The following is a 22,140-nucleotide window of genomic DNA, read 5'->3' as shown; positions in this document are numbered from 1 at the left end:
GCGGTTCCGCCCGTCCGTCGGCACGGGCGGCACTGCGGATGAACGGAAGAAAGGTGCATCTCCCGCTGTGGCAGGCATAATGGGACGCCCGGACGCACCGGGCGCGGAAGGGATTATCGTGTCGGGGGCCGAGCAGCGGAGCGAAGTATTCGAGAGGGCCGCGGCCGAGAGTCTCATCGGCGGATACCGGACACTTCCGGGCGTCCGCGACGAGATGATGGACGCCGAAGGCCAGCCGCGCCGGCATTGGCTGCCCTTCCTCGCGGCGCTGGCCGAGCTTGGATCGGCGGAGCTGCGCCGCCGCTTCTCCTCGGCCGATCGCTATCTGCGCGACAGCGGCGTGTTCTACCGCGTCTATGACGACGCCGGTGGCGGCGAGCGGCCGTGGTCACTCAGCCACATGCCCCTCATCATCGGCGATGCGGACTGGGAAACCCTCTCCAAGGGCCTGATCGAGCGGGCCGAACTGCTGGAAGAGGTGCTGCAGGACCTTTACGGTCCCGGCCATCTGGTGGCCGACGGCGACCTTCCCGCGGCGGCGGTCGCCGGCAGCCCCGAATTCCTGCGGCCGCTGGTGGGCGTGCGGCCCGAGGGCGGCCGCTACCTGCGGGTCTATGCCGCCGATGTGGGGCGGGGGCCCGACGGGCGCTGGTGGGTGCTGGCCGACCGCACCCAGGCGCCATCTGGCGCCGGCTATGCGCTGGAGAATCGCCTCGCCTCCACCCGCGCGCTGCCGGACGTCTCCCGCAATCTCAACATGAAGCGGGTCGCCGCCTTCTTCCAGGCGCTGCGGACCTCGCTGATGAAGCTCGACCGGACGGGGGAGGGCCGCATCGGCCTGCTCACCCCCGGCCCGCTGAATGAGACCTATTTCGAGCACGCCTTGCTTGCCCGCTATCTCGGCTTCCTTCTGGTGGAGGGCGAGGACCTCACCGTGCGCGGCGACACGCTCCATGTGCGCACCGTCGCCGGCCTGCGGCGCATCGATGTGCTGCTGCGCCGGCTCGACGCCGACTTCGCCGATCCCCTGGAGCTCAATGCCCGCTCGCGCCTTGGCGTGCCGGGGCTGGTGCAGGCGGTGCGCATGGGCGGGGTGGCGCTGGCCAATGCGCTCGGCACGGGCATCGTGGAGGCGCCGGCGCTCCTCGCCTTCCTGCCACGCATCGCCACCCGCCTCACCGGGCGGCCCCTCACCTTGCCCCATGTGGCCACCTGGTGGTGCGGCCAGCCAGCGGAGCGGGCGCAGGTGATGGAGCATCTCGACGAGCTCGTCATCTCATCGGCCTTCGGCCGGGTGCTGCCGGGCCTGCCGGACGGCGGCTCGGTGCTGGGCGCGGATCTCTCCCATGCCGATCGCCGGCGCCTGTCCACCCTTCTGGCGCGGCGCGGTGCGGACGTGGTGGGGCAGGACATCGCCCGCCTGTCCACCACGCCGGTCTGGACCGGGGAGAAGCTCACCCCGCGCCCGTTCATGCTGAGGGTGTTCCTCGCCGCCACCGACAAGGGCTGGGCGGTAATGCCGGGCGGATTCTGCCGCATTTCCTCGGCCGCCGACGCGCGCGCCGTCTCCATGCAGAAGGGCGACCGCTCGGCCGACGTGTGGGTGCTGTCGGACACCGAGGTCACCGACGCCACGCTTCTGCCAAGCCCCGACAACGTGAGGGTTCGCCGCTCCTCTGGCACCCTGCCAAGCCGGGCGGCGGACAATCTCTTCTGGCTCGGGCGCTACGTGGAGCGGGCGGAGGCGACGCTGCGACTCTCCCGCGTGCTGGTGGGCCGGCTCGCCGAAAGCGGCGACAGCAGCGCCAGCCCCCTCGTCGGGCGCCTCCTGCGCCTGCTCGGCGCGTGGGGTGCCATGCCCCGCGATCTCGCCCGGGCGACGCCCGCCCGCTACGCGGTCGCCGTGCTGACCCGGCGCGATGTTCCGGGCGCCCTTCCCCAGCTGGTGCAGGCGGCCCGGGCGGCCGCCTCGGTGATCCGCGACCGCTTCTCCCCGGACGCGTGGCGGGCTCTGGTGGACCTTGAGACCTGCGTCGCCGCCCCCGTCCCGAGCGCCCCTTCGGAGGCCGACGTGGCCGAGCGGGCGGATGCGGCGCTGCGCATTATCGCGGCCTTCTCGGGCCTGGCTTCCGAGAACATGAACCGGCTCACCGGCTGGCGCTTCCTGGAACTGGGCCGGCGCATCGAGCGGTCCATCGGCACCTTGCGTTTCGCCCGTACCTTCGGCGAGCTGGGCGCGCCCCACGGCTCGCTGGATGCGCTGCTCCAGGTGGCCGACAGCCTCATCACCTACCGCACGCGCTACGTGATGATGGAGGCCCGCGGCCCCGTGCTGGATCTCGTGCTGCTCGACCCGGACAATCCGCGATCGGTGGCGTTCCAGGTTCACCGCATGGCCAACCATCTGAAGGTCATGCCCGGCCGCGACCAGGATGCGCCCCCGCCATTGTGGGAGCGCCTCGTCGCCCGCATGGAGGCGGAGCTCGCCGCCTCCACGGCGGAAAGTTTCGAGCCGCAATGGTTCGATGCGATGGAGGAGATGCTGATGCAGCTCTCCGATGAGGTGTCGGCGCATTATTTCCTGCAGGGCCATTCCCCCGAAATGACCCTCACCATCGGCATGTGAGCGATCGCGCCGGAGCGGCGAGAGAGGTTTGAAGGTGCTCTACGACATCCGCCAGACCACCACCTACAGCTACCAGGTGCCGGTGCGCGTGGTGCGCCAGGTGCTGCGCATGGCGCCCGTGGACCGCATCGGCCACCAGCACGTCATTGCCCACATGCTGGACATCGAACCCGAGCCCGCCGAGATCGAGCACGGGATCGACTTCTTCGGCAACGGCCTCGCCTGGCTCACCATCGACCAGCCGCACGGGAAGCTCGCCATCACCACCCGCAGCCGGGTGGAGGTGATCTCCACGCCCTTGCCGGATCCCGCCACGACCGCCCTCGTGGACGAGGTCCGCGCCGCGGCGCTGGAGCAGCAGGACCTCGGCCCGGATGCCGCCGCCCATGGCCTGTTTCCGAGCCGCTCGGTGCCTCTCGACGCCGACATCACCGACTGGACCGCCGCGAGCTTCCGCGGCGACCGCCCGGTGCTGGAAGGGGCGCTGGAGCTGATGCACCGCATCCACGACGACTTCACCTATGAGCCCGGCGCCACCATCGTCACCACGGCGCCGCACGAGGCCTTCGCCGCGAAGGCGGGGGTCTGCCAGGACTTCGCCCAGGTGATGATCGCCGGCCTGCGCGGCCTCGGCCTGCCGGCGCGCTACGTCTCCGGCTATCTGCGGACCATTCCGCCCGAGGGCCAGCCACGGCTCGAGGGAGCGGACGCCACCCATGCCTGGGCCGAGGTGTGGTGCGGGCCCGATCTCGGCTGGATCGGCCTCGACCCCACCAATGCCATCCCCGCCGGCGACGACCACATCATCCTCGCCGTCGGCCGCGACTATGCCGACGTGGCGCCTGTGGACGGAGTGATCGTCACCTCCGGCGATCACGCCCTCGCGGTGGGCGTGGACGTGATCCCGGTGACGCGCTGAGCCAGCCTCAGCGCACCGGCCCCATGATGAGGTCGGGGAGCCAAGTGGCGATGGCGGGGAAGATGCTGAGGATGACGATGCCGCCCAGCATCAGCAGCACGTAGGGCAGGGCGCCCTTGAGCACCTGCGCGGTCGGCACCTGCGGTGCGATGGCATTGACCACGAACAGGTTCAGGCCCACCGGTGGGGTGATGAGGCCGATCTCCATGTTGATGGTGAGGACCACCGCGAACCAATAGGGATCGAAGCCCGACGAGACGATGATCGGGTAGAGCAGGGGTGCCGACATCACGATGATGGCGACCGGCGGCAGGAACATGCCGGCCACCAGCAGGAACAGGTTGATGATGCCCATCAGCACCCAGCGGTTCACCTCCAGCCCGGCGATGGTGGCGGCGACCGTCTGGGTGATGAACAGCGACGACAAGGCGAAGGCGAACAGCTCGGCCGAGGCCATGATCATCATGATCATGACGCTTTCGCGCATGGTCGAGGAGAAGATCTCGAAGATGGGCTTCGGCCGGAACAACCGGTACATGATGATGACGACGCCCAGCGTCAGGAACGCCCCGGCCCCCGCGGCCTCGGACGGCGTGGCGACGCCGCCGTACAGCACGTAGAGCGTGCCGAGGATGATGATGAGGAAGGGCGCCACCCGCGGCAGAGCGGCGAGCTTCTCGCCAAAGGAGAAGCTGCGGCCCCGGTCGTCGAAGCGGAACCCCTTGCGCCGGCAGTCGTACAGCGCCCAGGCCATGAACATGGCGGTCAGCATCAGGCCCGGCATCACCCCGGCAAGGAACAGCCGGCCGATGGAGGTCTCGGTGGCGATGCCGTAGACGATCATGGTCACGGATGGCGGAATGAGGATGCCGAGCGTGCCGCCGGCGCAGATGGAGCCGGTGGCGACGGACGCCGGATAGCCGCGCTTCAGCATCTCCGGGATGCCCATCTTGCCGATGGCGGCGCAGGTGGCGGGGCTCGACCCGGTCATGCCGGCGAAGATGGCGCAGGCGCCGATATTGGAGAGCACGAGGCCGCCCGGCACCCGGTTCAGCCAGCGGTCCAGCGCCTCGTAGAGGTCGCGTCCTGCCGGCGTCGCCGCCACGGCCGCGCCCATCAGCACGAACATGGGGATCGAGACATAGGCGAGGTTGGCGATGCCGGCGAACATGGTCTCTGCCAGCACCTCGAACACCCCCGGCCCGTTGGCCAGCAGCAGGCCGCCGATGGCGGTGAGGCCGAGGGCGAAGGCGATGGGCATCCCGGTGGCGAGCAGCAGGAAGAGAAGGCCGATCACCAGAAGGCCGGCCAGAGTGGGGGAGAGGCTCGTCACGGGCGTTCTCCAAAGCCGTCGGTGCCGGTAATGCGGCGCACCAGTTCGGCGACATACTGGAGGGAGAGCAGGGCGAAGCTGACTGGCAGCGGCAGCAGCGGGATCCACAGGGTGATGGCCGCCACCGTGGAGGTGCGCCACTCGTTCACATAGGCCTCGTAGAAGAAGATGGAGCTCGCGACCGTCATCGCCAGGGCGAAGGCAAGGCCCAGGACGGCGCCGGCGATGCCGAGCAGGCGCTGGACCGGTTTTGTCACCACCATCTCGATCACATCGACGCCCACATGGCCGCGGGTGAGCAGCACGTACGGCGCGCCGAGGAAGACGGCGGCCGTGGCGGTGAAGATCACGAAGTCGGTCTGCCAGATGGTGGGCGCGCGGAACACGTAGCGCAGGAAGATCATCTGGCAGATCACCAGCATGGACGCGATGAGCAGCAGCCCGGCGAGCAGCGCCGCGGCACGCGAGAGCCCGTCCACGGCGGCGAGGAAGGAGCGTGTCATGGAAAAGCCTTGTGGCGGAAGTTCTGGCGGAAGGTCCTTGCGGAACGGCCACGTCGGCGAGCGGCACGCCGCCTGACGGGCGAGGCAGGCGGGCGCCACGGGGACGCCCGCCGTGCCGTCACTGCACCGCGAGCGCCTTCTTGATGAGCTCGTCGCCGCCCTTCACCTTGTCGGAGAAGTTCTTGTAGGCGCTCGCCTGCGCCACCTTCAGCCAGGCGTCGTAATCGGATGCGGACATCTCGATCACCTCGACGCCGGCCTTCTTGAAGGTCTCGGCGAGCTTCTGGTCGCCCTTGCGCACTTCTTGCGCGAACCACGTCTCAGCCTTCTTGCCGGCGGCGAGGATGGCCTTCTGCTGCTCGGGCTTCAGCCGGTCGAACACCTGCTTCGACATGAGCACGGGCTCGTACATGAACCACAGGGCGTTGGCGCCCGGCGCGGTGAGGCACTTCACCTGCTCGAACAGGCGGTAGGAGACGAAGCTCTCGGATGAGGTGTTGGTGGCGTCGAGCACGCCGGTCTGCATGCCCGAGTAGATTTCCGAAGACGGCATGGAGGCGATGGAGGCGCCGGCGGCCGCCAGCATCTGCTCGAAGGCGGGGCCCGCGGCCCGCGTCACCTGACCCTTGATGCTGTCCGGGCCCGTGATGCAGCCCTTCTTGGAGGCGAAGGCTCCGGAGAGCCACGCGTCGGCGATCACGATGGCGCCCTGCGCCTCGACGATCTTCTTGATCTCCTGCATGAAGGGCGAGGCGTTGAGGCGGTCCGCCCGATCGAAATTGCGCACCAGGCCGGGCATCAGCGTCGCCGAGAATTGCGGCACGCGGCCCGAGGCGTAATCGAGCGGGAAGGACGAAATGTCGAGCTGGCCCTTGGTGAGGGCGCCCCACTGCTCGTTGGCCTTGAACAGGGAGGCGCCGGGGAAGACCTGGATTTTCAGGCCGACGTTGGCCGCCTCCACGTCGCGGGCGATCATCTGCACCATCTCGTCGCGCGGATCCCCCTTACCGCCGGGAAACTGGTGCGAGGCCTTGAGCGTGATGTCCTGCGCCAGCGCCGGCCCGGCGAAGGCGGTGAAGGCAAGGGCGCAGGCAAGCGCTTTCGCGCGTGCGATGGAACGCGGTCCGATCATGGCTTTCCTCCCGGTTCGACCTGCTCAAGCGCGGGCCGTTGGCGTATCCCGTTTTCTGTTGTCTTAAGTTCCGCGGCAGTTGACCCGCCGTCGGCCCCTCCGCCCGAGGGCGGCTACTTTACGCAACGTTGCGATAGATGTCCTTGTAGGTTTCGCGCAGCACGTTCTTCTGCACCTTGCCCATTGTGTTGCGTGGCAGCTCGCCGACGAAGAAGACGCGCTTGGGCTGCTTGAACTTGGCAAGGCGGGATTCGAGGGCGCGGTGGATGGCATCCTCGGTGAGCACCGCGTCGGGCGCCGTCACCACCACGGCGGTGACCCCCTCGCCGAAATCGGGATGGGGCACACCGATCACCGCGCTCTCCACCACCCCGGGGATAGCGTCGATCTCGCCTTCCACCTCTTTCGGGTAGACGTTGAAGCCGCCAGTGATGACGAGGTCCTTGCCGCGGCCGACGATGTGGACATAGCCCGCAGGGTCGATCTTGCCGAGGTCTCCGGTGATGAAGAAGCCGTCGCGGAACTCGCTCGCCGTCTTCTCAGGCATGCGCCAATAGCCCTTGAAGACGTTGGGGCCCTTCACCTCCACCATGCCGATCTCGTCGGCTGGCAGGACGCGTCCGGTCTCCGGGTCGGTGACGCGGACTTCCACCTGCGGCAGGGGGAAGCCCACCGTGCCGGCGATGCGCGCCCCGTCATAGGGGTTGGACGTGTTCATGCCCGTCTCGGTCATGCCGTAGCGTTCCAGGATGGCGTGGCCGGTGCGCTCCTGGAAGGCGCGGTGGGTTTCCGCCAGAAGAGGCGCCGAGCCGGAGATGAAGAGCCGCATTCCGGCGGTCGCCTCCCGCGTGAGACCCGGCTGGTCGAGGAGGCGGGTGTAGAAGGTGGGCACGCTCATGAGACTTGTGACCTTGCCCGCCGACATCAGCGCGGTGGCCTCCTTGGGGTCGAACTTCGACCGGAACACCATGGAGGCGCCGGCCAGCAGCACGATGTTGGAGGCGACGAAGAGGCCATGGGTGTGGAACAGCGGCAGGGCGTGGAGCAGCACGTCGTCGGCGGTGAAGCGCCAGCAGTCGCGCAAGGTCAGGGCATTGGAGAGGAGATTGTCGTGGGTGAGCATGGCGCCCTTGGCGCGCCCCGTGGTGCCCGAGGTGTAGAGGATGCCGCCAAGATCCTCCGGCCCGCGCGCTGCGTCCTCGAACGTGTCGGATAAATCGGCCGCGCCCTGTGTCAGGGATCCGGTGCCGTCGGCGGCCAGGGTTTCCACGCAGGCGACGCCGAGACGGGTTGCCAGCGCACGCGCCTCCGCTTCGATCTCCGGGCGGCAGACGAACACGGCGGGCTCGGCATCGGAGAGGAAATATTCCACCTCGTTCAGGGTGTAGGCGGTGTTGAGCGGCAGGTAGACCGCGCCGGCGCGGATCGCGGCGAGATAGAGGGCGAGCGCCGGCCAGGACTTTTCCACCTGCACGGCCACCCGGTCCCCCGGCTTCACGCCGCGCGCCTTGAGAAGGTTGGCGAGACGGGCGGAGAGGGCAAGGGCGTCGCCGTAGGTCTCGGCCTGCCCGTCGGCCAGAAAAGCCAGGGGCTTGTCCAGGGCGGGAACGGCGGCGCGGATGGCACTGAAGAGGTGGTTATGGGTCATCACTCGTCTCGTTGGGGCGCGTCGGCCGCGCTCAGGGAATGGGGACGAGGGCGCGAACGCCGGTCTCGCCCTTCAGCAGCTTCTTGACCGCCGCGCTCGCCACGACCTCGCCCTTCCCGGCGAAGGCTTCGTGGTTCTTCTCGATATCGGCGAGGACGTAGCGGTAATTGACCATCAGGCCGGCCGCCTGGGAGATGCCCTTCGGCGAGAGGTCGCCCATGGGATTGATGCGCTCCAGCCGCGCGCCGTTGCCGAGATGGAAGCGGGCCACCGGGTCCACCGGCTTGCCCTTGTTCGTGCGCGCCACCAGGAAGTAGTGCGCAGCGGCTGCCGCGAGGGCCGGGGCCAGCGTCTCGCGCACCTCCGCCTTCTCCGCCCAGTCAGCCGCGTCCAGCGCTTTCAGGGTCTCGCGATCGGCAGGCGTGATGGCGGGCGAGGCTTCCGCCTTGCGCTCCGCTTCCAGCCACGTGCGGAAGCCGGGGACCGGCGACAAGGTGACGAAGGTGGTGAGCGACGGCATCTGGCGGGAGATTTCTTCCACCACCTGCTTGATGAGGAAATTGCCGAACGAGACGCCGCCGAGGCCACGCTGGCAGTTGGAGATGGAATAGAAGACTGCGGTGGTTGCCTTTTCCGGATCGAGAAGCTCGCGCTGCTCGTCAAGCAGGGGAGCGATGGCGCCGGGAATGTCCTTGGTGAGCGCGACTTCCACGAAGATCAGCGGCTCGTCCACGAGCGCCGGATGGAAGAAGGCGTAGCAGCGCCGGTCCGGGCTATCGACGCGGGCGCGCAGGTCGTTCCAGTCGCGGATGGCGTGCACCGCCTCGTAGCGGATGATCTTCTCCAGCACGTTCGCGGGGGTCGACCAGTCGATGCGGCGCAGCACGAGGAACCCCCGGTTGAACCAGGACGAAAAGAGATGGCCGAAGTCGCGGTCCACGGCGGCGAGGTCCCGGCGCAGCACCATCGCATCCATGAGATGCTCGCGCATGCGCACGAGGGAGAGCGTGGCGCCGGGCGCAAGGTTGAACCGCCGGAACAGCTCCTGCCGGCGCGGCTCGCTGGCCAGGTGGAGCTCGGCCGCCGCGGCGTCCGATCCGGTGCGGCCATAGCTCTCGATGGCCTTTTCGAGCCGCGTGCGATCCGGCCCGAAGGTTTCCGCCAGCGCCTCGAAGAAGGCGATGCGCTCGCCGGTCTTCATTCTTGCGTAGCGGTCGAGGATGTCGGTGGCGAGCGCCACGCCGGACGCTTCGCCCCGGCCGGAGAGCAACTGCTCGCAGCGCTCCACCAGCGTTGCCGCCTTGGTGGCGCCCGAGACCCGGGCGTTGCGATCAAGCAGCGCGCGGCCGCGATCCGCGATGGAGGTGAGAAGATCGCCGAAGAAGGAGGTGTTGGAACTCATCGCCGCATCCCGCCGTCGGTGAACATGCCGATTGGAATACCAATGGGACGGCGAGCCGGCCGCGAAGGCAAGCCTGGAAGCGCTGCCGCACCCCATGACTTTCGGGTGATGCCTCTGCTCAAGTCCGGGCCGATGGCCTGCGCGTGGCACGCCGGCGACGGGCCAGATCCGGCGGCGGGGGAGGAAATCGTCTGGACCAGCATCTGCGGGATCGCGCTCCGACGGCGGCGAGGGGAGTGAAGTCCCAATTGCATTTCCTGTCAACAATCTTGTATGCAAGAATTTACGTGTTGCATTGGAGCGGTCTGGCCTTTGTTTTTGGGATCGGCCGCCGACGGAGAGATTTCGTGCGGGGAGAGCAGACGCCGCGCCTTCGGGAGGCCCTGGAGGACGACATCGTCGCCGGCCGGCTGCGGCCGGGCCAGCGGCTGGACGAGGTCGGTCTCGCCGACCGCTTCGGCGTCTCGCGCACGCCAATCCGCGAGGCGCTGATCCAGCTGGCCGCCTCGGGGCTGGTGGAGATCCGGCCCCGGCGCGGGGCTTTCGTGGTGCTGCTTGGGCCCCGCGAGCTGATCGAATCCTTCGAGCTGATGGCGGAGATCGAGGCATCCTGCGCCCGCCTCGCCGCCCAGCGCCTCGGCCCATCCGACCGCGCCACCATCGCCGAGGCCCACGCCGCCTGCAGGGAAGCTGTCGCCTGCCATGACGAGGCGGCTTATTATCCCGCCAATGCGCGCTTCCACGCCGCCGTTTATGCCGCCACGGGCAACCGCGTTCTCGCCGGCGAGGCGCTGCGTCTGCAGCGCGGCCTCCAGCCCTACCGCCGGCTCCAGCTGAAGGTTCCCCGGCGCATGCAAGCCTCCTTCGCCGAGCACGAAGCCATCGTCGAAGCGCTCTTCGCAGGCGACGGTCCCGCCGCGGCCGAGCGCCTGCGCGCCCACGTGCTGGTGCAGGGCGAGCGCTTCATGACCCTCCTCGCGGCCTTGCAGGCCGAAGCCGAGGCCGAGCCCCGCGCCGGATAGGTCGCCGCGCGTGCGATCCTCTCACGCGCCTCGCTCGCCAATCGGGCCGGGTGCGCCGGTCATGAAAAGCTGTGCACCCTCATCCCGCACGCCGCCCCCCTGTTGCCGCCATGGCAGGCTTCCGATAAGAAGGCCCTCGGTCTTGATCCAGGCACCCGTAGCTCAGCTGGATAGAGCGTTGCCCTCCGAAGGCAAAGGCCGCACGTTCGAATCGTGCCGGGTGCGCCACTTCGGTATAAAACTGCGAACGTCGGCAGCCGCCGATTCTACGCCCGCAGCGGCGACAAGTGTCCGTAGCAGTTCGGTTTTCGTCCCGAGGATGCGAATTTCGCTCGGGTCGACGACCTCGACGCGTTGCGCGAGCGCACGCAAATGGTCCCGCCGATAGGTTCCATCTTCGTTCCGCAGCTTGCGGCGAGCGGCGAGCGCGAACCGCCGCAAACTGTCCGACGTGATCGCTGGCCCGAGTCGCTCCACCGCTGAAGCTGCGCGTTCCGCGTCAGCCTGCGCCTGGTCGCGCACCGCGGTGAGTTCTGCAATGCGAGCTTTCAGCGACTGGTCGGCCATGTCGACCACGCCGTTCTCGATCGCTTCGTAAAGACGCTTCAACTTCGCTTCCGCTTCGGCGGCGCGCTTGCGCAGCTCTGCGATGTGCCCGCGACGGCGTTCATTCCATTCCTCACGTCGCTCAAGCAATTGATCCATCATCGTCGTCAAACGCGCCGGATCGAGTAGCCGCCACTCCAGGTGATCGACGACGGCTCGGTCAAGCTTGTCCATCGGCACTGTCAGACCGCGACAACCGCGCTCGCCCTGCCGCGCTTTCGTCGAGCAGGTGTAATAGCGATACATGCCGCCTGCGCTGCCCTTGCCGGTCCGTAGCGTCATCGCACCGCCACAAGATGCGCAGAAGCAAATCCCGGTTAGCAAAGTCGGACCGCTCACCGCGCGCGGGGGCATCCATTTCGGGCTGCGCGCCTTCAACGCCGCCTGGACGGCCTCGAACTCCGCTTCGGTGATGATCGGCGGCACGTCCATGACCGCATGCTCGGCCTCGGGTTTTGCCGTGCGCGTCTTGTGGTCGCGCGTGTTGAACCGATGCTGCCCGATATAGGTCGTGCGCGTGAGGATCTGATGCACCGAGGCGATGCCCCACCGGCCGCCGTCGCGGGTGCGGATGTTGCGCTCATTGAGATAGGTGGTGATCGACTTGATCCCCATCGGGCCGCGGTCGCCGTCACCATTGAGCGCCAGCCTGTAGATCAGGCGCACCGTGTCGGCGTGGATCGGATCGATCTCCAGCTTCTTTTTGATTTTCGCACCGCGTTGCTCGGCGGCGACGATGCGATAGCCGATCGGCGGCAGCGCGCCATTCCAAAAGCCTTGACGCGCATTCTCCTTCATGGCGCGCAGCGTGTGTTTGGCGTTCTCTTTCGACTGGTACTCATCGAACAACGTCATGATCTGCCGCATCATCACGCTCATCGGGTCATCGCCCAGGTCTTGCGTGATCGAGATCAGGCGGACGCCATTCTTCGCCAGCTTGCGGACGTAGAATTCGAACTGGAATTGGTCGCGGAAGAAGCGCGAGAAGGAATGAACAATGATGACGGTGAAGGTTGGCGGTTTCACCAGCGCCGCGTCGATCATCGCCTGGAACGCCGGCCGGCGATCGTCGGTCGCGGTGTTGCCCGGCTCAACGAATTCAGCCGCTACGTTCCAACCCTTGGCGACGCAATAGGCGGTGATCTGTCGCCGCTGATCGGGAATCGACAGATCGCTCTCCGCCTGGCGTCCCGTCGAGACGCGCAGATAGAGCGCGGCCTTGGCGACTGCATTTGCGACCGTCGCATCAGGCGATACAGGTTCTGCGTCGGTCATGGTTCCACCAATCGCTGGATTGCATGCATCGGCAACACCAGCCGGAGCGAATCCGGCAGCCGCACGAAGCCGTTTCCTTCATAGAAGGCGGCAGCGCGCTCACTGATGACGTCCACCACCAGCATCGAAGAACCGACCGTGGCGGCGCTCGCATAAGCGCGCCGCATGGCGTCGGCGAGAAGCATCGCGCCCAGGCGCTCACCCTGCCGTGCTTCGGAGACGGCCAGCCGTCCAACCAGCGTGGCGCTGACCAGAGGATAGCGCGGGATGTACTTGCGGGCAGCGGCGGGCACGTCGCCCTGCGTCACGCCGGTCGCGCATAGCGTATAATAACCCAACACGACATCGGGCTTATCCGACTCGATCAGAATGAAGACACCATTTGCCTTGCGTCGCACATCCTGGCTCGCCTGCGCCCGGAGATAACGATCGAGGCTGTCAACGCCGCAGGCAAAGCCGTCCCGGTCGTGATGCGACGCTAGCGCCTCGATCTTCAGATCTGGCCGAGACGCCACCATGCTCAGGAAGCGACCCGGCGCTTGTGCTCTGCCAGGGCGCGGACCAGCCGCTCGCTCGGCTCAGGCGGATTGACCAGCGCGTCGAAGAATGCCGCGCGGTCGCGGTCGGACAACACCAACATCTCATGCTCGGCGATCGTCCGGCGCGCAGTGTCGGTGAGCGCGGTTACGCAGAAGTCGCTGACCTTGCGCCGTGAGAGGTGGGCGGCTCGCTCGATGAGATCCTTCGTCTCTTCATCCAGACGGAATCCGAGGCGTTCGACACGGTTGGGCGTTTCCCGTTCGATCTTGGGCTGTTTGCGCGGCATTGGGTTCACCCCGGGCATGGTCTACAATTCCCTGACAATGTACGTCGTGTCGACTAACAATTCAAGCCCTTTTCATTCGTGCTTCAGGCGCGCGGCCCGAAGATTGCGTCAAGCTCTTCGGCGAAGTGGCCTTCAATGACCCGCAGTTCTGCCTCGGTGATCGGCACAACGTCTGGCCAGTCGTCTGTCACCCTGATCGGTTCCTCCGAACACGCGCGCGAGCCGCCCGCGCGGGGTGCGGCCGGCTGCGCATAATCGAAAAGGTCTTCAGGAGCGCCAGACCAGACAGGCAGGACCCGGCGCGCATGTCGCCGCTTCTGAGTCATGCCGCAAAAGAGCAGCGCCATGGTGCGCCGTGCAACCAAAACCGCGCGCCATCGTGCTGTGGCGAACAGAGACAGGTAATGGGCGGTCTGAGTATCCGGCGGCCTCTTAGAGGGAGAGGGCTGCGGCTGTCGCCGTGACGGGTTGAGCGTCGAGAGAGGCTCCCGGCCGGCCCGTCATGGAGATACTGCCATGACACTGACAAGCATCATCGCCGAGCGGAACGGCTCCAGCGCATCGCCGGTTTCCGCCGGGTATAAAGTTGACATTTCGCAAGGCGAGCGGATCGGACGGGTGTCGTCCGAATGGTTCTCGCGGCCGGACGACGAACGCTACCTGTCGCTCAGCGCCCTCTACGCCGCCGTTCGCGCACGCGCCGACCGTGCCACCGCCCGCACCGTCGAGACCCGGACCCTTCGTGTCGAGGCCAGTCGCGATAACGCCGAACGTCTGGCGCTGATCGTGCCCGGCCGCGAGGAGCCCATCGCTCCGACGCACTGGTCATTCGGCCAGATGTGCAGCCTGGTCGGCGCGCCCGCCGGCTATATGCGGCAGCTCCCCGCGCCGCTTGCCGGCATCAACATGCAGCACGGGCTGCTCTCGCACCGGGCCGAGCTGGTGAAGACGCTGGAAGCGGACGACGGGCGGATCGAACTGCGCGCCGTCACCGGCCCGGACTATGGCCGCATCTGGGACCATGAGCTTGTCGCCGCGGTCATGAAGATCGCCGGTGAGGGTACGGGCGATACGCGCTGGAAGGTGCCGGGCCTGCTCGATTGGTCGACCATGACGCATAACCCATTGGTCGAGGTCACCAAGGACACGACCACCCTCTACGCCTCCGATCGCGATGTCTTCCTCTTCCTGGTCGACGACGCCCACCCGATCGAAGCTGGCCGCCTACCCAACGGCGATCCCGACCTCTACTTCCGCGGCTTCTTTTGCTGGAACAGCGAGGTGGGCTCCAAGACGCTCGGCATGGCGTCCTTCTACCTCCGCGCCGTCTGCATGAATCGCAACATCTGGGGCGCCGAGGGCCTCGAGGAGATCTCAATCCGCCACAGCAAGTTCGCCAGCCACCGGTTCGCGCATCAGGCGGCGCCGGCGCTGGAACGCTTCGCCACGTCATCGCCCGCACCGTTTCTGGCGGGGATCAGGGCCGCTCGCGAGCAGATCGTCGCCCGAAAGGATGAGGATCGCGAGAGCTTCTTGCGCAGGCGCGGTTTCTCGCGTCCCGAGACCGAGAAGATCATCGCCACCGTGCTGGAAGAAGAAGGGCGTCCGCCGGAGTCGATCTTCGATTTCGTCCAGGGGATCACGGCGCTCGCCCGCGCCAAGCCGCATCAGGATGCACGGCTGGAGCTGGAGGGCAAAGCAGCGAAACTCCTTTCCAGCGTCCGGTAGTACCGGGAGGCGTGGAGCCGGGTCCACGGCTCCACGCCTTTACGATTCCGCGCAGCCCCAGCCTTCCTAGAGGAAGAGGGCTGCGCTCGCTTCGTGACGGGTTGAGGTCGAGAGAGAGTCTCACGGCCGCCCGTCATGGAGAATGACCATGACCCGAGTTCAGAAGATCGTCCTGTCCTCATCGCGGGACATCCCGTTCAACAAGCTGGTGCTGAGCCAGTCTAATGTTCGCCGGATCAAGGCCGGCGTTTCGATCGACGAGTTGGCCGAGGACATCGGCAGGCGCACGCTCCTGCAAAGCATCACCGTGCGGCCGGTTCGCGACGCCGAAGGCGGCGAGACCGGCATGTTCGAGGTTCCGGCCGGCGGCCGCCGCTTCCGCGCGCTCGAACTTCTGGTCAAGCAGAAGCGCTTGGCCAAGACCGCACCCGTGCCCTGCGTCGTGCGCGAGGACGGCATTCCCGAGGAAGACAGTCTCGCCGAGAACGTCCAGCGCGCGCCGCTGCATCCGCTCGATCAGTTCCGGGCCTTTCTGGCGCTGCGTGAGAAGGGCCAATCCGAGGAGGACATCGCCGCGGCCTTCTTCGTCGCCGTGTCGGTCGTCAAGCAGCGCCTCCGCCTTGCATCCGTCTCGCCCAAGCTGCTCGACGTCTATGCCGAGGACGGCATGACGCTGGACCAGCTCATGGCCTTCACTGTCAACGGCGACCACGAGCGTCAGGAACAGGTGTTCGAACGTCTGAGCCAGTCCTTCTCCAAGGAGCCGCACGTCATCCGCCGGATGCTCACCGAGGGCGCGGTGCGGGCGTCTGATAAGCGCGCGCAGTTCATCGGCCTCGACGCCTACACTAAGGCGGGCGGCGTGATTTTGCGCGACCTGTTCCAGGGCGACGACGGCGGCTGGCTGCAGGATGTCGGTCTCCTCGACATGCAGGTGGCCGAGAAGCTGCGCGAGCAGTCCGAGGCGATCCGCGCCGAAGGCTGGAAGTGGATCGATGTCGCGCCCGACTTTGCCTACGGCCACGCCTATGGCCTGCGGCAATTGCGCGGCGAGCAGATTCCGCTCACCGGCGATGAGCAGGCGACGCGCGATGCGTTGCAAGCCGAGATGGACGGTCTGGAGGAGACCTACGCCGAAGCCGAGGAACTGCCCGACGAGGTCGATCAGCGGCTCGGCGAGATCGAGACGGCGCTTGCCGCCTTCGATGATCGCCCACAGGCCTTCGATCCCGAGGAGGTCGCGCGAGCTGGCGCCTTCGTCAGCATCGACGGTTCTGGCACCGCGCGCATCGAGCGCGGCTATGTCCGCCCCGAGGACGAACTTCCGACCGCCCCGGAGAACGCCGAGACCGATCCGGCCGACGAGCCGACGATCGCGGCGCGAACCGAGCATGACGGTACGAGCGTGGCCGCAGGCACGGAGCCTCCCGCGAATGAGCCCGAGGAAGACGATGGTATCAAGCCGATCCCCGACCGGCTGATGACCGAGCTGACGTCCCATCGGACCCTCGCGCTTCGCCACGCGCTGGGCGAGAATCCTGACATCGCCTTCGTCGCCGCGCTGCATTCCCTGTGCCTCAAGGTGTTCTACCGCTATGCGCAAGACACCTGTCTGGAGCTCGATCTGAAGAGCGCCGGTTTCAGCGCTCAAGCGCCGGGTCTCGCGGACAGCACGCTCGCTGTCGCTTTCGACGCCCGGCATCAGGCCTGGCTCGCCACCCTGCCCAAGGAACCGGTCGAACTTTGGGACGGGCTTATGACGTTCGACGGTGACAGCCGTCATGCACTGTTCGCTCATTGCGTCTCGCTGTCGGTCAACGCGATCTATGAGGCGTACAATCGCAAGCCTCGCGCGCTCGCCCACGCCGACCGGGTCGCCCAGGCCGTCGATCTCGACATGGTCGCAGCCGGTTGGACGCCGACGATCGACACCTATTTCGGCCGGGTGACCAAGGCCCGCATCCTCGCAGCCGTGCGGGAGGCGAAAGGTGCGCGAGCGGGTGACCGCATCGAGCACCTCAAGAAGGCCGAGATGGCGGGGCAGGCCGAAACGCTGTTGGCGGAGTCCGGATGGCTTCCTGAGCCGCTGCGCACGCCCGGGCGCGATGTGCCGAACTCCGTTGAGACCGACGCCATCGACGCCGCGGAAGCAGACGCCGATGCGGCGGGCGTAGAAATGACGGCGGACGGCGGCGAAACGGCCGTGGCGGAAGATAAGGACGTGGCCGAGGATGACTCGGTCGCGCTCGAAGCTCACGCGACCGCGGCCGAATAACGAAGGAGCCAACCGCACTGTCGGGGGCCCGCCAGCGATGGCGGGCCCTTTCTCGTCTCGGAGGACACGATGTCGGACAACGCATCCGATCTGGCACGCCGTATGGCCAGGCTGGCTGAGGCGGTCTGCCGTCGTTATCTTTCCAACGGCCGACGTGAAGGACGCTACTGGCTGGTCGGCAATGCCCGCAACACGCCGGGGCGGTCCATGTTCGTCCGCCTGAAGGGCGCCGAATCTGGCAAGGGCGCCAAGGGAAAATGGACCGACGCCGCCACCGGCGAGCATGGCGATCTCCTCGATGTCATCCGCGAGAGCTGCGGCCTGGTCGACTTCAAGGACGTCGCCGATGAGGCGCGCACCTTCCTGTCGATGCCGCATCCCGAACCGGACCGTCCGCATGGTGGCGAGCGCAAGTCACCGGCGCCATCAGGATCACCGGAAGCGGCACGGCGGCTGTTTGCGATGGCGCAGCCGATTTCGGGCACACTCGTCAAGACGTATCTCCGCACACGCGGCATTACGGATTTGCACGGAACCGGAAGCCTCCGCTTCCATCCCCGCTGCTACTACCGGCCCGACGAACATTCCCCGACCGAGACCTGGCCGGCCATGATCGCATCGGTCACCGATCAGGGCGGGCGTCAAACCGGCGCGCATCGCACATGGCTCGCCCCGGACGGCTCGGACAAGGCCCCGATCGACACGCCGAGACGGGCGATGGGCGATCTCCTGGGACATGCCGTTCGTTTCGGTGTGGCGGGCGACGTGATGGCGGCCGGCGAAGGCATCGAGACGATGCTGTCGCTCAGAATGGCGCTGCCCACCATGCCGATGGCGGCGGCGCTCTCAGCGGCGCATCTCTCGGCCATCCTGTTCCCCGACACGCTGCGCCGGCTCTACATCGCCCGCGACAACGATCCGGCCGGTGACGGTGCGATGGCGACGTTGATCGAACGGGCGAACGCGGCCGGGATCGAGGCGGTCGTGGTGTCTCCGAGCCTGGGCGACTTCAACGAGGATCTTCGCTTGGCAGGCCTGGACAGCCTCCGGGCAGCGGCCCGGGTGCAGATCGCGCCACAGGACGTCGCGCGCTTCATGGCGCTGGCGGCATAGGCCGCAAGGAGAATGCAGGCGGCGGGAGCGCCGTCGTCGGCATCGCTCGGATGATCCCCAGGTCGGAGAGAACCGCGCCCTCGGCCTTCGAGAGGGCGATCGGCCAGCAAACGGCCCGGACCCGCAATGTCTGCGGCGGACTATTTTCCGGCGCGGCCAGAGGCCGCTTTCCATCGCGAGGCAAAATAGCCCGCCTTCGTCATCCTCCGCTGCGCTCCGGCCCTCCGCTTCGCTGCGGATGCAGGTCCGAACCGCCCGCCGGCTTTCGTCGCCATGAAGGCCGCGAGGGTCGCGGTCGAACCGACGGAGCATCCCGATGAGCGAGCACGACGACTACGAACCGCACCACGCCTCTTCCCCCACCGACCATGTCCTGAGCGAACTCCAGCTTTACGGCTACCGTCCCTTTACGGATGAACCCGATCCACGACCGCTTCCGGAGGGCGACCATGTCGCCGGCGCCATCGCCGACATCTTCGACGCCCTGATCGCCACCCTGGAAGACACACGCCTCGAGCCCGACCTTGACGATCTCCTCTGGTCGACGGTCAACGTCTTCCACCGAGCCACCAACCGGATCGAGCGCGAACTGGACGACAACGAGCAGGCGCAGCGCCGCGGTCAGCGCGAACAGGACGGCAGCGAGGTGAAGGCCGTCGAGCTGGAACGCCTGACGGCCGAGGGCCAGACCATGATCGAACGCCGCAACGCCTTCGAGCTGATGCGCGACCAGGCCGCCGAACACTATGAGCGCCACACCGGATCGAACTGGCGTCCGCGCAGCGGATCGATGGTCAACCATCGCAACCTGACCTCGGCGATGATCGACAGCCGGGACTTCCTCGCCGCCAAGAAACGCGCCGACAATCAGGTGTTGCTGCCCGCCGGTCCGAAGATCGCCTTCACGGGCGGACTCAATTTCAACGATCACCACCTGATCTGGGCCAAGCTCGATCAGGTCCACGCCAAGCACCCCGACATGGTGCTGCTGCACGGCAAGTCGCCGAAGGGCGCCGAGAAGATCGCGGCGAAATGGGCCGACACCCGCAAGGTGCCGCAGGTCGGCTTCGCGCCCGACTGGACAAAGCACGCCAAGGCCGCACCGTTCAAGCGCAACGACCAAATGCTGGACGTCCTGCCGATCGGGGTCATCGTCTTCCCCGGCACCGGCATTCAGGACAATCTCGCCGATAAGGCCAGGAAGCTCGGCATCCCGCTGTTCGACTTCCGCCCGAAGGGAGGCGGCGCGTGAGCGCCGCCTTTCCACCGTTCAACTACGAGATCGCATGGCTTGTGCTAGCTGAGGAAGCCCTCATCTCAACCCAAAGGGCTTTGCTAGTTCCGCAAGATTTTCGCCATCGGCCGACCCTTGGCGAGTTCGTCGATCAGCTTGTCCAGGTAGCGCATTTCCCGCATGAGTGGTTCTTGGATGTCTTCCACCCGATAGCCGCAAATCACGCCCGTGATCAGCGATCGCGAAGGGTTCAGCTGAGGCGCATGCTCGAAGAAATCCTCGAAGGTGGTCTTCTTTTCCAACTCATCATCTAGAGTCTCTTGGCTATGCCCAGTTAGCCAACAGATGATTTCGTCGACTTCCGGCTTGGTGCGCCCCTTTTTTTCCGCCTTGGCGACATAGTGCGGATACACGCTCGCGACGCTGATTGAGTAAACGCGGTGCTTCTTCATGCGTCTTCCCAAGCAATTCCAGAGATCGTCCGGACATGATAGCCGACGTCCTCGAAGTCATCCACGGTGCGACCGCGCAAGATCAGACGAGCGTATTGCAGCTCCGCCGGGGTCATCCGTCCTCCCGTCAACCCGTTGAAGACGCCTTTGCTGCGAGCGTGGCGCGTGCCGGCCTGCAAGCTATCGCGAAGATGATCGCGACGCGGCTCCCGTCATGGCGGAAATCCATCTCCCGCTTCCATTGCGCTGATCCTTGGTCCAGCCGCTGGCCTGACGCCATCAACCCGTAAAGGGTCGGCTATGCGAGCATGCCGCCGCTCCAGCTTCACCTGCGCGGTGATTGCGGCCATCGGCCGGACACATCGGGCGCCTGTCGCGCGGGAGATGGTCTCCCGCCTCCAAGACAGGAGCCGGTCAGATGTCCCTCAATCAAGCTCACGCCTTCGCCTTCAGCCTCGCCACCACCCTCATGGTCTCAATCGTCATCTTCCAGGCCGGCGATGGCACCATGGGCGTCATGCCCGCCACCGAATATGACGGCGAATCTGCGGCCATCGTTCACGAGGTCGATCCCTTCGCCCGCTGACCGCGGGCGAAGCGTCACGGCCGCAAGCGGAAATCCTACGGGATTTCCGCTCCCGTTCATGCTCGGTTTCAGCTATTCTCATGTCGCGCTGCGGTGGTGGTGGAAGGCGCGACCGTTAGACATTCTTCTCACGGGAGACCATCGCCATGATCGTCATCGGTATTATCGCCAGCATCGCCGCGATCGGCGTACTCTGCTGTTTGCTATTCTATCTCGCAGTCTATGCGCTCCCCTTGTTTGCCGGTGTCACAGCCGGCGCTTGGGCCTATGGCACAGGTGCAGGATGGCTCGGCGGCATTGCCGTCGGATTTATAGCGGCCCTGATCACTCTCGGCGTCGGCCACGTCCTGCTCGTATTCGTGAAGCCGCTTTGGCTGAGGCTGGTGATCGCCATCGCCTTTGTCGCGCCCGCCGCAATCGCCGGCTACCACGCCACTCATGGCATTGTGAAGCATACTATGCCGTCCGAGACATGGCAGATCATCTTCTCTGTGATCGGCGCCATTGCAGTCGGCGTCACTGCATTCGTTCGCGTGACGACGTTGGCAGGGACCGCGCCCTCGGGACAAGGCGGCATGGCGCGCGCCTAAGCGCATCGCAAAGAAGGGTCGGTCGAGCGAGGCTTGCGTGCGCCATCCCCGTCGTCGGTTGGTGCGATGATGCAGCAAAGCGCGTATCGACGACTAGACTTGCGCAGCCCATGTCGCAGCCTCTCTGAAACGCAAGCCAATCGGCAAAGCTGCTCGCGCAACACCGCGACGGCGAATGTCTTGAGCTTTCTTTCGCATGCGCCGCCTGGAGCGACGATCCCACTTCATCGGCTGGACGCGGGCGGGAACTGCCGGCTGAATTTATTGCCGGTCTGGTAGGCAGCGCGACGGGTCGGCAATAATCTCCTTGATGCGTCTCTGTCTGACCGAGCGCTCCAAGCGACCTCATCGATGGGCTGATCTGGCCGAAGGTCGGCTACGCCTCGATCGCCTATGCGGCAATGGCGCCGATCGACTTTCTTCCCCTGCCGGCTGCGCCGTCATTCCTCGCGAAACAAGAAAGTCGCCTGGCGGCCATCCTCCGCTCCGCTTAGGCCTGCGAGCAGGTGCCGCGTCGATCGCCTCCGGCCTGTTGATCGCCATCGAGGCCGCAATGGTGCGGGCTCGGAACAGAGTTCAAGGAGAACTATCATGGCGACCATCGGCACCTTCAAGAAGACCGGCAACGAGTTCAGTGGCCAAATCGTCACCCTCAGCGTCCAGGCCAAGAACGTCCGCATCGTCCCCGAAGCCAACCGCTCTGGCGAGAACGCCCCCAGCCACCGCGTCTTCGCCGGCCGCGTCGATTATGCGGAGAGCGGGATTATGCAGAGCGCCGGCCTGTAAGGTCTGTGTTGCCGCCGGTTTCGGCGGGGGTTCTGCTCCGCATAATTGCGGGCTGGAAGGTGGGCGCCCCGCGGGAAGCGGAGC

General features: G+C 66.6%; 19 protein-coding genes, 1 tRNA gene and 2 pseudogenes. 12 read left to right on the top strand and 10 right to left on the bottom strand.

The features are described from left to right. Nucleotides 1-79 precede the first annotated feature (79 nt). Nucleotides 80-2,626, top strand: a complete 2,547-nt coding sequence (locus ABLE93_RS18670) for a circularly permuted type 2 ATP-grasp protein (RefSeq protein ID WP_510183054.1) — start codon at nucleotides 80-82, stop codon at nucleotides 2,624-2,626. Nucleotides 2,627-2,660: 34 nt separating this feature from the next. Continuing rightward, entirely contained in the window at nucleotides 2,661-3,545 is an 885-nt protein-coding gene (locus ABLE93_RS18665) for a transglutaminase family protein (protein ID WP_348841366.1), read from the top strand. 7 nt (nucleotides 3,546-3,552) lie between these two features. Here the strand turns inward: ABLE93_RS18665 and ABLE93_RS18660 are convergent, their stop codons facing one another. The 5 genes from ABLE93_RS18660 to ABLE93_RS18640 all read right to left on the bottom strand — a co-directional run bounded on the left by ABLE93_RS18660 (nucleotide 3,553) and on the right by ABLE93_RS18640 (nucleotide 9,563). Next, complete coding sequence (locus ABLE93_RS18660) at nucleotides 3,553-4,878, bottom strand: TRAP transporter large permease (RefSeq protein WP_348841365.1); 1,326 nt, start codon at nucleotides 4,876-4,878, stop codon at nucleotides 3,553-3,555. Beyond that, nucleotides 4,875-5,381: a TRAP transporter small permease subunit gene (locus ABLE93_RS18655; protein WP_348841364.1), complete on the bottom strand. Its 507-nt coding sequence runs from the start codon at nucleotides 5,379-5,381 to the stop codon at nucleotides 4,875-4,877. Before ABLE93_RS18655 ends, ABLE93_RS18660 begins: the two co-directional genes overlap by 4 nt. Nucleotides 5,382-5,499: 118 nt before the next feature. Beyond that, nucleotides 5,500-6,513, bottom strand: coding sequence for a TRAP transporter substrate-binding protein (locus tag ABLE93_RS18650; protein ID WP_348841363.1), 1,014 nt, complete (start codon nucleotides 6,511-6,513; stop codon nucleotides 5,500-5,502). 118 nt (nucleotides 6,514-6,631) lie between these two features. After that, the gene (locus tag ABLE93_RS18645) at nucleotides 6,632-8,161 is read right to left on the bottom strand and encodes a malonate--CoA ligase (protein ID WP_348841362.1); all 1,530 of its coding nucleotides are present in this window, start codon (nucleotides 8,159-8,161) and stop codon (nucleotides 6,632-6,634) included. 31 nt (nucleotides 8,162-8,192) lie between these two features. Beyond that, nucleotides 8,193-9,563 (bottom strand): malonyl-CoA decarboxylase, encoded by a 1,371-nt coding sequence (locus tag ABLE93_RS18640; protein ID WP_348841361.1) that lies wholly within the window; start codon nucleotides 9,561-9,563, stop codon nucleotides 8,193-8,195. A 347-nt stretch (nucleotides 9,564-9,910) separates the two neighbouring features. Between ABLE93_RS18640 and ABLE93_RS18635 the strand changes: the two genes are divergently transcribed. Beyond that, nucleotides 9,911-10,585, top strand: coding sequence for a GntR family transcriptional regulator (locus ABLE93_RS18635; RefSeq protein WP_348841360.1), 675 nt, complete (start codon nucleotides 9,911-9,913; stop codon nucleotides 10,583-10,585). 151 nt (nucleotides 10,586-10,736) lie between these two features. Continuing rightward, a tRNA-Arg gene (locus ABLE93_RS18630) sits at nucleotides 10,737-10,813 on the top strand. A gap of 528 nt (nucleotides 10,814-11,341) precedes the next feature. On the opposite strand, the pseudogene ABLE93_RS18625 reads toward ABLE93_RS18630, so the two are convergent. The 4 genes and pseudogenes from ABLE93_RS18625 to ABLE93_RS18610 all read right to left on the bottom strand — a co-directional run. Then, nucleotides 11,342-12,466 (bottom strand): annotated as a pseudogene (locus tag ABLE93_RS18625) (recombinase family protein); the annotation flags it as partial. Next, entirely contained in the window at nucleotides 12,463-12,984 is a 522-nt protein-coding gene (locus ABLE93_RS18620) for a GNAT family N-acetyltransferase (RefSeq protein ID WP_348841359.1), read from the bottom strand. The gene ABLE93_RS18620 and the pseudogene ABLE93_RS18625, both read right to left, overlap by 4 nt. 2 nt (nucleotides 12,985-12,986) lie before the next feature. After that, nucleotides 12,987-13,310 (bottom strand): type II toxin-antitoxin system TacA family antitoxin, encoded by a 324-nt coding sequence (locus ABLE93_RS18615; protein ID WP_348841358.1) that lies wholly within the window; start codon nucleotides 13,308-13,310, stop codon nucleotides 12,987-12,989. A 65-nt stretch (nucleotides 13,311-13,375) separates the two neighbouring features. Beyond that, nucleotides 13,376-13,639 carry a hypothetical protein gene (locus tag ABLE93_RS18610; protein WP_348841357.1) on the bottom strand — a complete coding sequence of 88 codons (264 nt, stop codon included), beginning with the start codon at nucleotides 13,637-13,639 and terminating at the stop codon, nucleotides 13,376-13,378. Nucleotides 13,640-13,808: 169 nt separating this feature from the next. On the opposite strand from ABLE93_RS18610, the gene ABLE93_RS18605 reads away from it, so the two are divergent. The 4 genes from ABLE93_RS18605 to ABLE93_RS18590 all read left to right on the top strand — a co-directional run bounded on the left by ABLE93_RS18605 (nucleotide 13,809) and on the right by ABLE93_RS18590 (nucleotide 19,660). Beyond that, nucleotides 13,809-15,020 carry a DUF932 domain-containing protein gene (locus ABLE93_RS18605; RefSeq protein ID WP_348841356.1) on the top strand — a complete coding sequence of 404 codons (1,212 nt, stop codon included), beginning with the start codon at nucleotides 13,809-13,811 and terminating at the stop codon, nucleotides 15,018-15,020. 148 nt (nucleotides 15,021-15,168) lie between these two features. Further along, nucleotides 15,169-17,295: a ParB/RepB/Spo0J family partition protein gene (locus tag ABLE93_RS18600; protein WP_348841355.1), complete on the top strand. Its 2,127-nt coding sequence runs from the start codon at nucleotides 15,169-15,171 to the stop codon at nucleotides 17,293-17,295. A 69-nt stretch (nucleotides 17,296-17,364) separates the two neighbouring features. Then, entirely contained in the window at nucleotides 17,365-18,408 is a 1,044-nt protein-coding gene (locus tag ABLE93_RS18595; RefSeq protein WP_348841354.1) for a DUF7146 domain-containing protein, read from the top strand. A 316-nt stretch (nucleotides 18,409-18,724) separates the two neighbouring features. Next, nucleotides 18,725-19,660, top strand: coding sequence for a DUF2493 domain-containing protein (locus ABLE93_RS18590; RefSeq protein WP_348841353.1), 936 nt, complete (start codon nucleotides 18,725-18,727; stop codon nucleotides 19,658-19,660). A gap of 83 nt (nucleotides 19,661-19,743) precedes the next feature. On the opposite strand, the gene ABLE93_RS18585 is transcribed toward ABLE93_RS18590, so the two are convergent. Next, nucleotides 19,744-20,094 carry a DUF2200 domain-containing protein gene (locus ABLE93_RS18585; RefSeq protein WP_348841352.1) on the bottom strand — a complete coding sequence of 117 codons (351 nt, stop codon included), beginning with the start codon at nucleotides 20,092-20,094 and terminating at the stop codon, nucleotides 19,744-19,746. 35 nt (nucleotides 20,095-20,129) lie between these two features. Between ABLE93_RS18585 and ABLE93_RS18580 the strand changes: the two genes are divergently transcribed. The 4 genes and pseudogenes from ABLE93_RS18580 to ABLE93_RS18565 form a co-directional block, all read left to right on the top strand. Beyond that, nucleotides 20,130-20,384 (top strand): hypothetical protein, encoded by a 255-nt coding sequence (locus tag ABLE93_RS18580; RefSeq protein WP_348841351.1) that lies wholly within the window; start codon nucleotides 20,130-20,132, stop codon nucleotides 20,382-20,384. Nucleotides 20,385-20,512: 128 nt separating this feature from the next. Next, complete coding sequence (locus tag ABLE93_RS18575; RefSeq protein WP_348841350.1) at nucleotides 20,513-20,680, top strand: hypothetical protein; 168 nt, start codon at nucleotides 20,513-20,515, stop codon at nucleotides 20,678-20,680. A gap of 146 nt (nucleotides 20,681-20,826) precedes the next feature. Then, nucleotides 20,827-21,270 carry a hypothetical protein gene (locus ABLE93_RS18570; protein ID WP_348841349.1) on the top strand — a complete coding sequence of 148 codons (444 nt, stop codon included), beginning with the start codon at nucleotides 20,827-20,829 and terminating at the stop codon, nucleotides 21,268-21,270. A gap of 591 nt (nucleotides 21,271-21,861) precedes the next feature. Continuing rightward, nucleotides 21,862-22,017, top strand: a pseudogene (locus tag ABLE93_RS18565) (DUF736 domain-containing protein); the annotation flags it as partial. Nucleotides 22,018-22,140: the final 123 nt, after the last annotated feature.

Origin of the sequence: Xanthobacter pollutisoli (assembly GCF_040044995.1) — a bacterium.
Classification (GTDB): Bacteria; Pseudomonadota; Alphaproteobacteria; order Rhizobiales; family Xanthobacteraceae; genus Xanthobacter.
The sequence above is the reverse complement of the archived record's forward strand: the minus strand, read 5'-3'. Positions and strand labels throughout refer to the sequence as shown.

Bases quoted from the DNA above. Each gene is read 5' to 3' on its own strand.
- ABLE93_RS18605 (WP_348841356.1), top strand. From the start codon at position 13,809: ATGACACTGACAAGCATCATCGCCGAGCGGAACGGCTCCAGCGCATCG.
- ABLE93_RS18615 (WP_348841358.1), bottom strand. From the start codon at position 13,310: ATGCCCGGGGTGAACCCAATGCCGCGCAAACAGCCCAAGATCGAACGG.
- ABLE93_RS18645 (WP_348841362.1), bottom strand. From the start codon at position 8,161: ATGACCCATAACCACCTCTTCAGTGCCATCCGCGCCGCCGTTCCCGCC.
- ABLE93_RS18595 (WP_348841354.1), top strand. From the start codon at position 17,365: ATGTCGGACAACGCATCCGATCTGGCACGCCGTATGGCCAGGCTGGCT.
- ABLE93_RS18590 (WP_348841353.1), top strand. From the start codon at position 18,725: ATGAGCGAGCACGACGACTACGAACCGCACCACGCCTCTTCCCCCACC.
- ABLE93_RS18575 (WP_348841350.1), top strand. From the start codon at position 20,513: ATGTCCCTCAATCAAGCTCACGCCTTCGCCTTCAGCCTCGCCACCACC.
- ABLE93_RS18585 (WP_348841352.1), bottom strand. From the start codon at position 20,094: ATGAAGAAGCACCGCGTTTACTCAATCAGCGTCGCGAGCGTGTATCCG.
- ABLE93_RS18600 (WP_348841355.1), top strand. From the start codon at position 15,169: ATGACCCGAGTTCAGAAGATCGTCCTGTCCTCATCGCGGGACATCCCG.
- ABLE93_RS18670 (WP_510183054.1), top strand. From the start codon at position 80: ATGGGACGCCCGGACGCACCGGGCGCGGAAGGGATTATCGTGTCGGGG.
- ABLE93_RS18620 (WP_348841359.1), bottom strand. From the start codon at position 12,984: ATGGTGGCGTCTCGGCCAGATCTGAAGATCGAGGCGCTAGCGTCGCAT.
- ABLE93_RS18580 (WP_348841351.1), top strand. From the start codon at position 20,130: ATGATAGCCGACGTCCTCGAAGTCATCCACGGTGCGACCGCGCAAGAT.
- ABLE93_RS18610 (WP_348841357.1), bottom strand. From the start codon at position 13,639: ATGGCGCTGCTCTTTTGCGGCATGACTCAGAAGCGGCGACATGCGCGC.
- ABLE93_RS18650 (WP_348841363.1), bottom strand. From the start codon at position 6,513: ATGATCGGACCGCGTTCCATCGCACGCGCGAAAGCGCTTGCCTGCGCC.
- ABLE93_RS18570 (WP_348841349.1), top strand. From the start codon at position 20,827: ATGATCGTCATCGGTATTATCGCCAGCATCGCCGCGATCGGCGTACTC.
- ABLE93_RS18655 (WP_348841364.1), bottom strand. From the start codon at position 5,381: ATGACACGCTCCTTCCTCGCCGCCGTGGACGGGCTCTCGCGTGCCGCG.
- ABLE93_RS18640 (WP_348841361.1), bottom strand. From the start codon at position 9,563: ATGAGTTCCAACACCTCCTTCTTCGGCGATCTTCTCACCTCCATCGCG.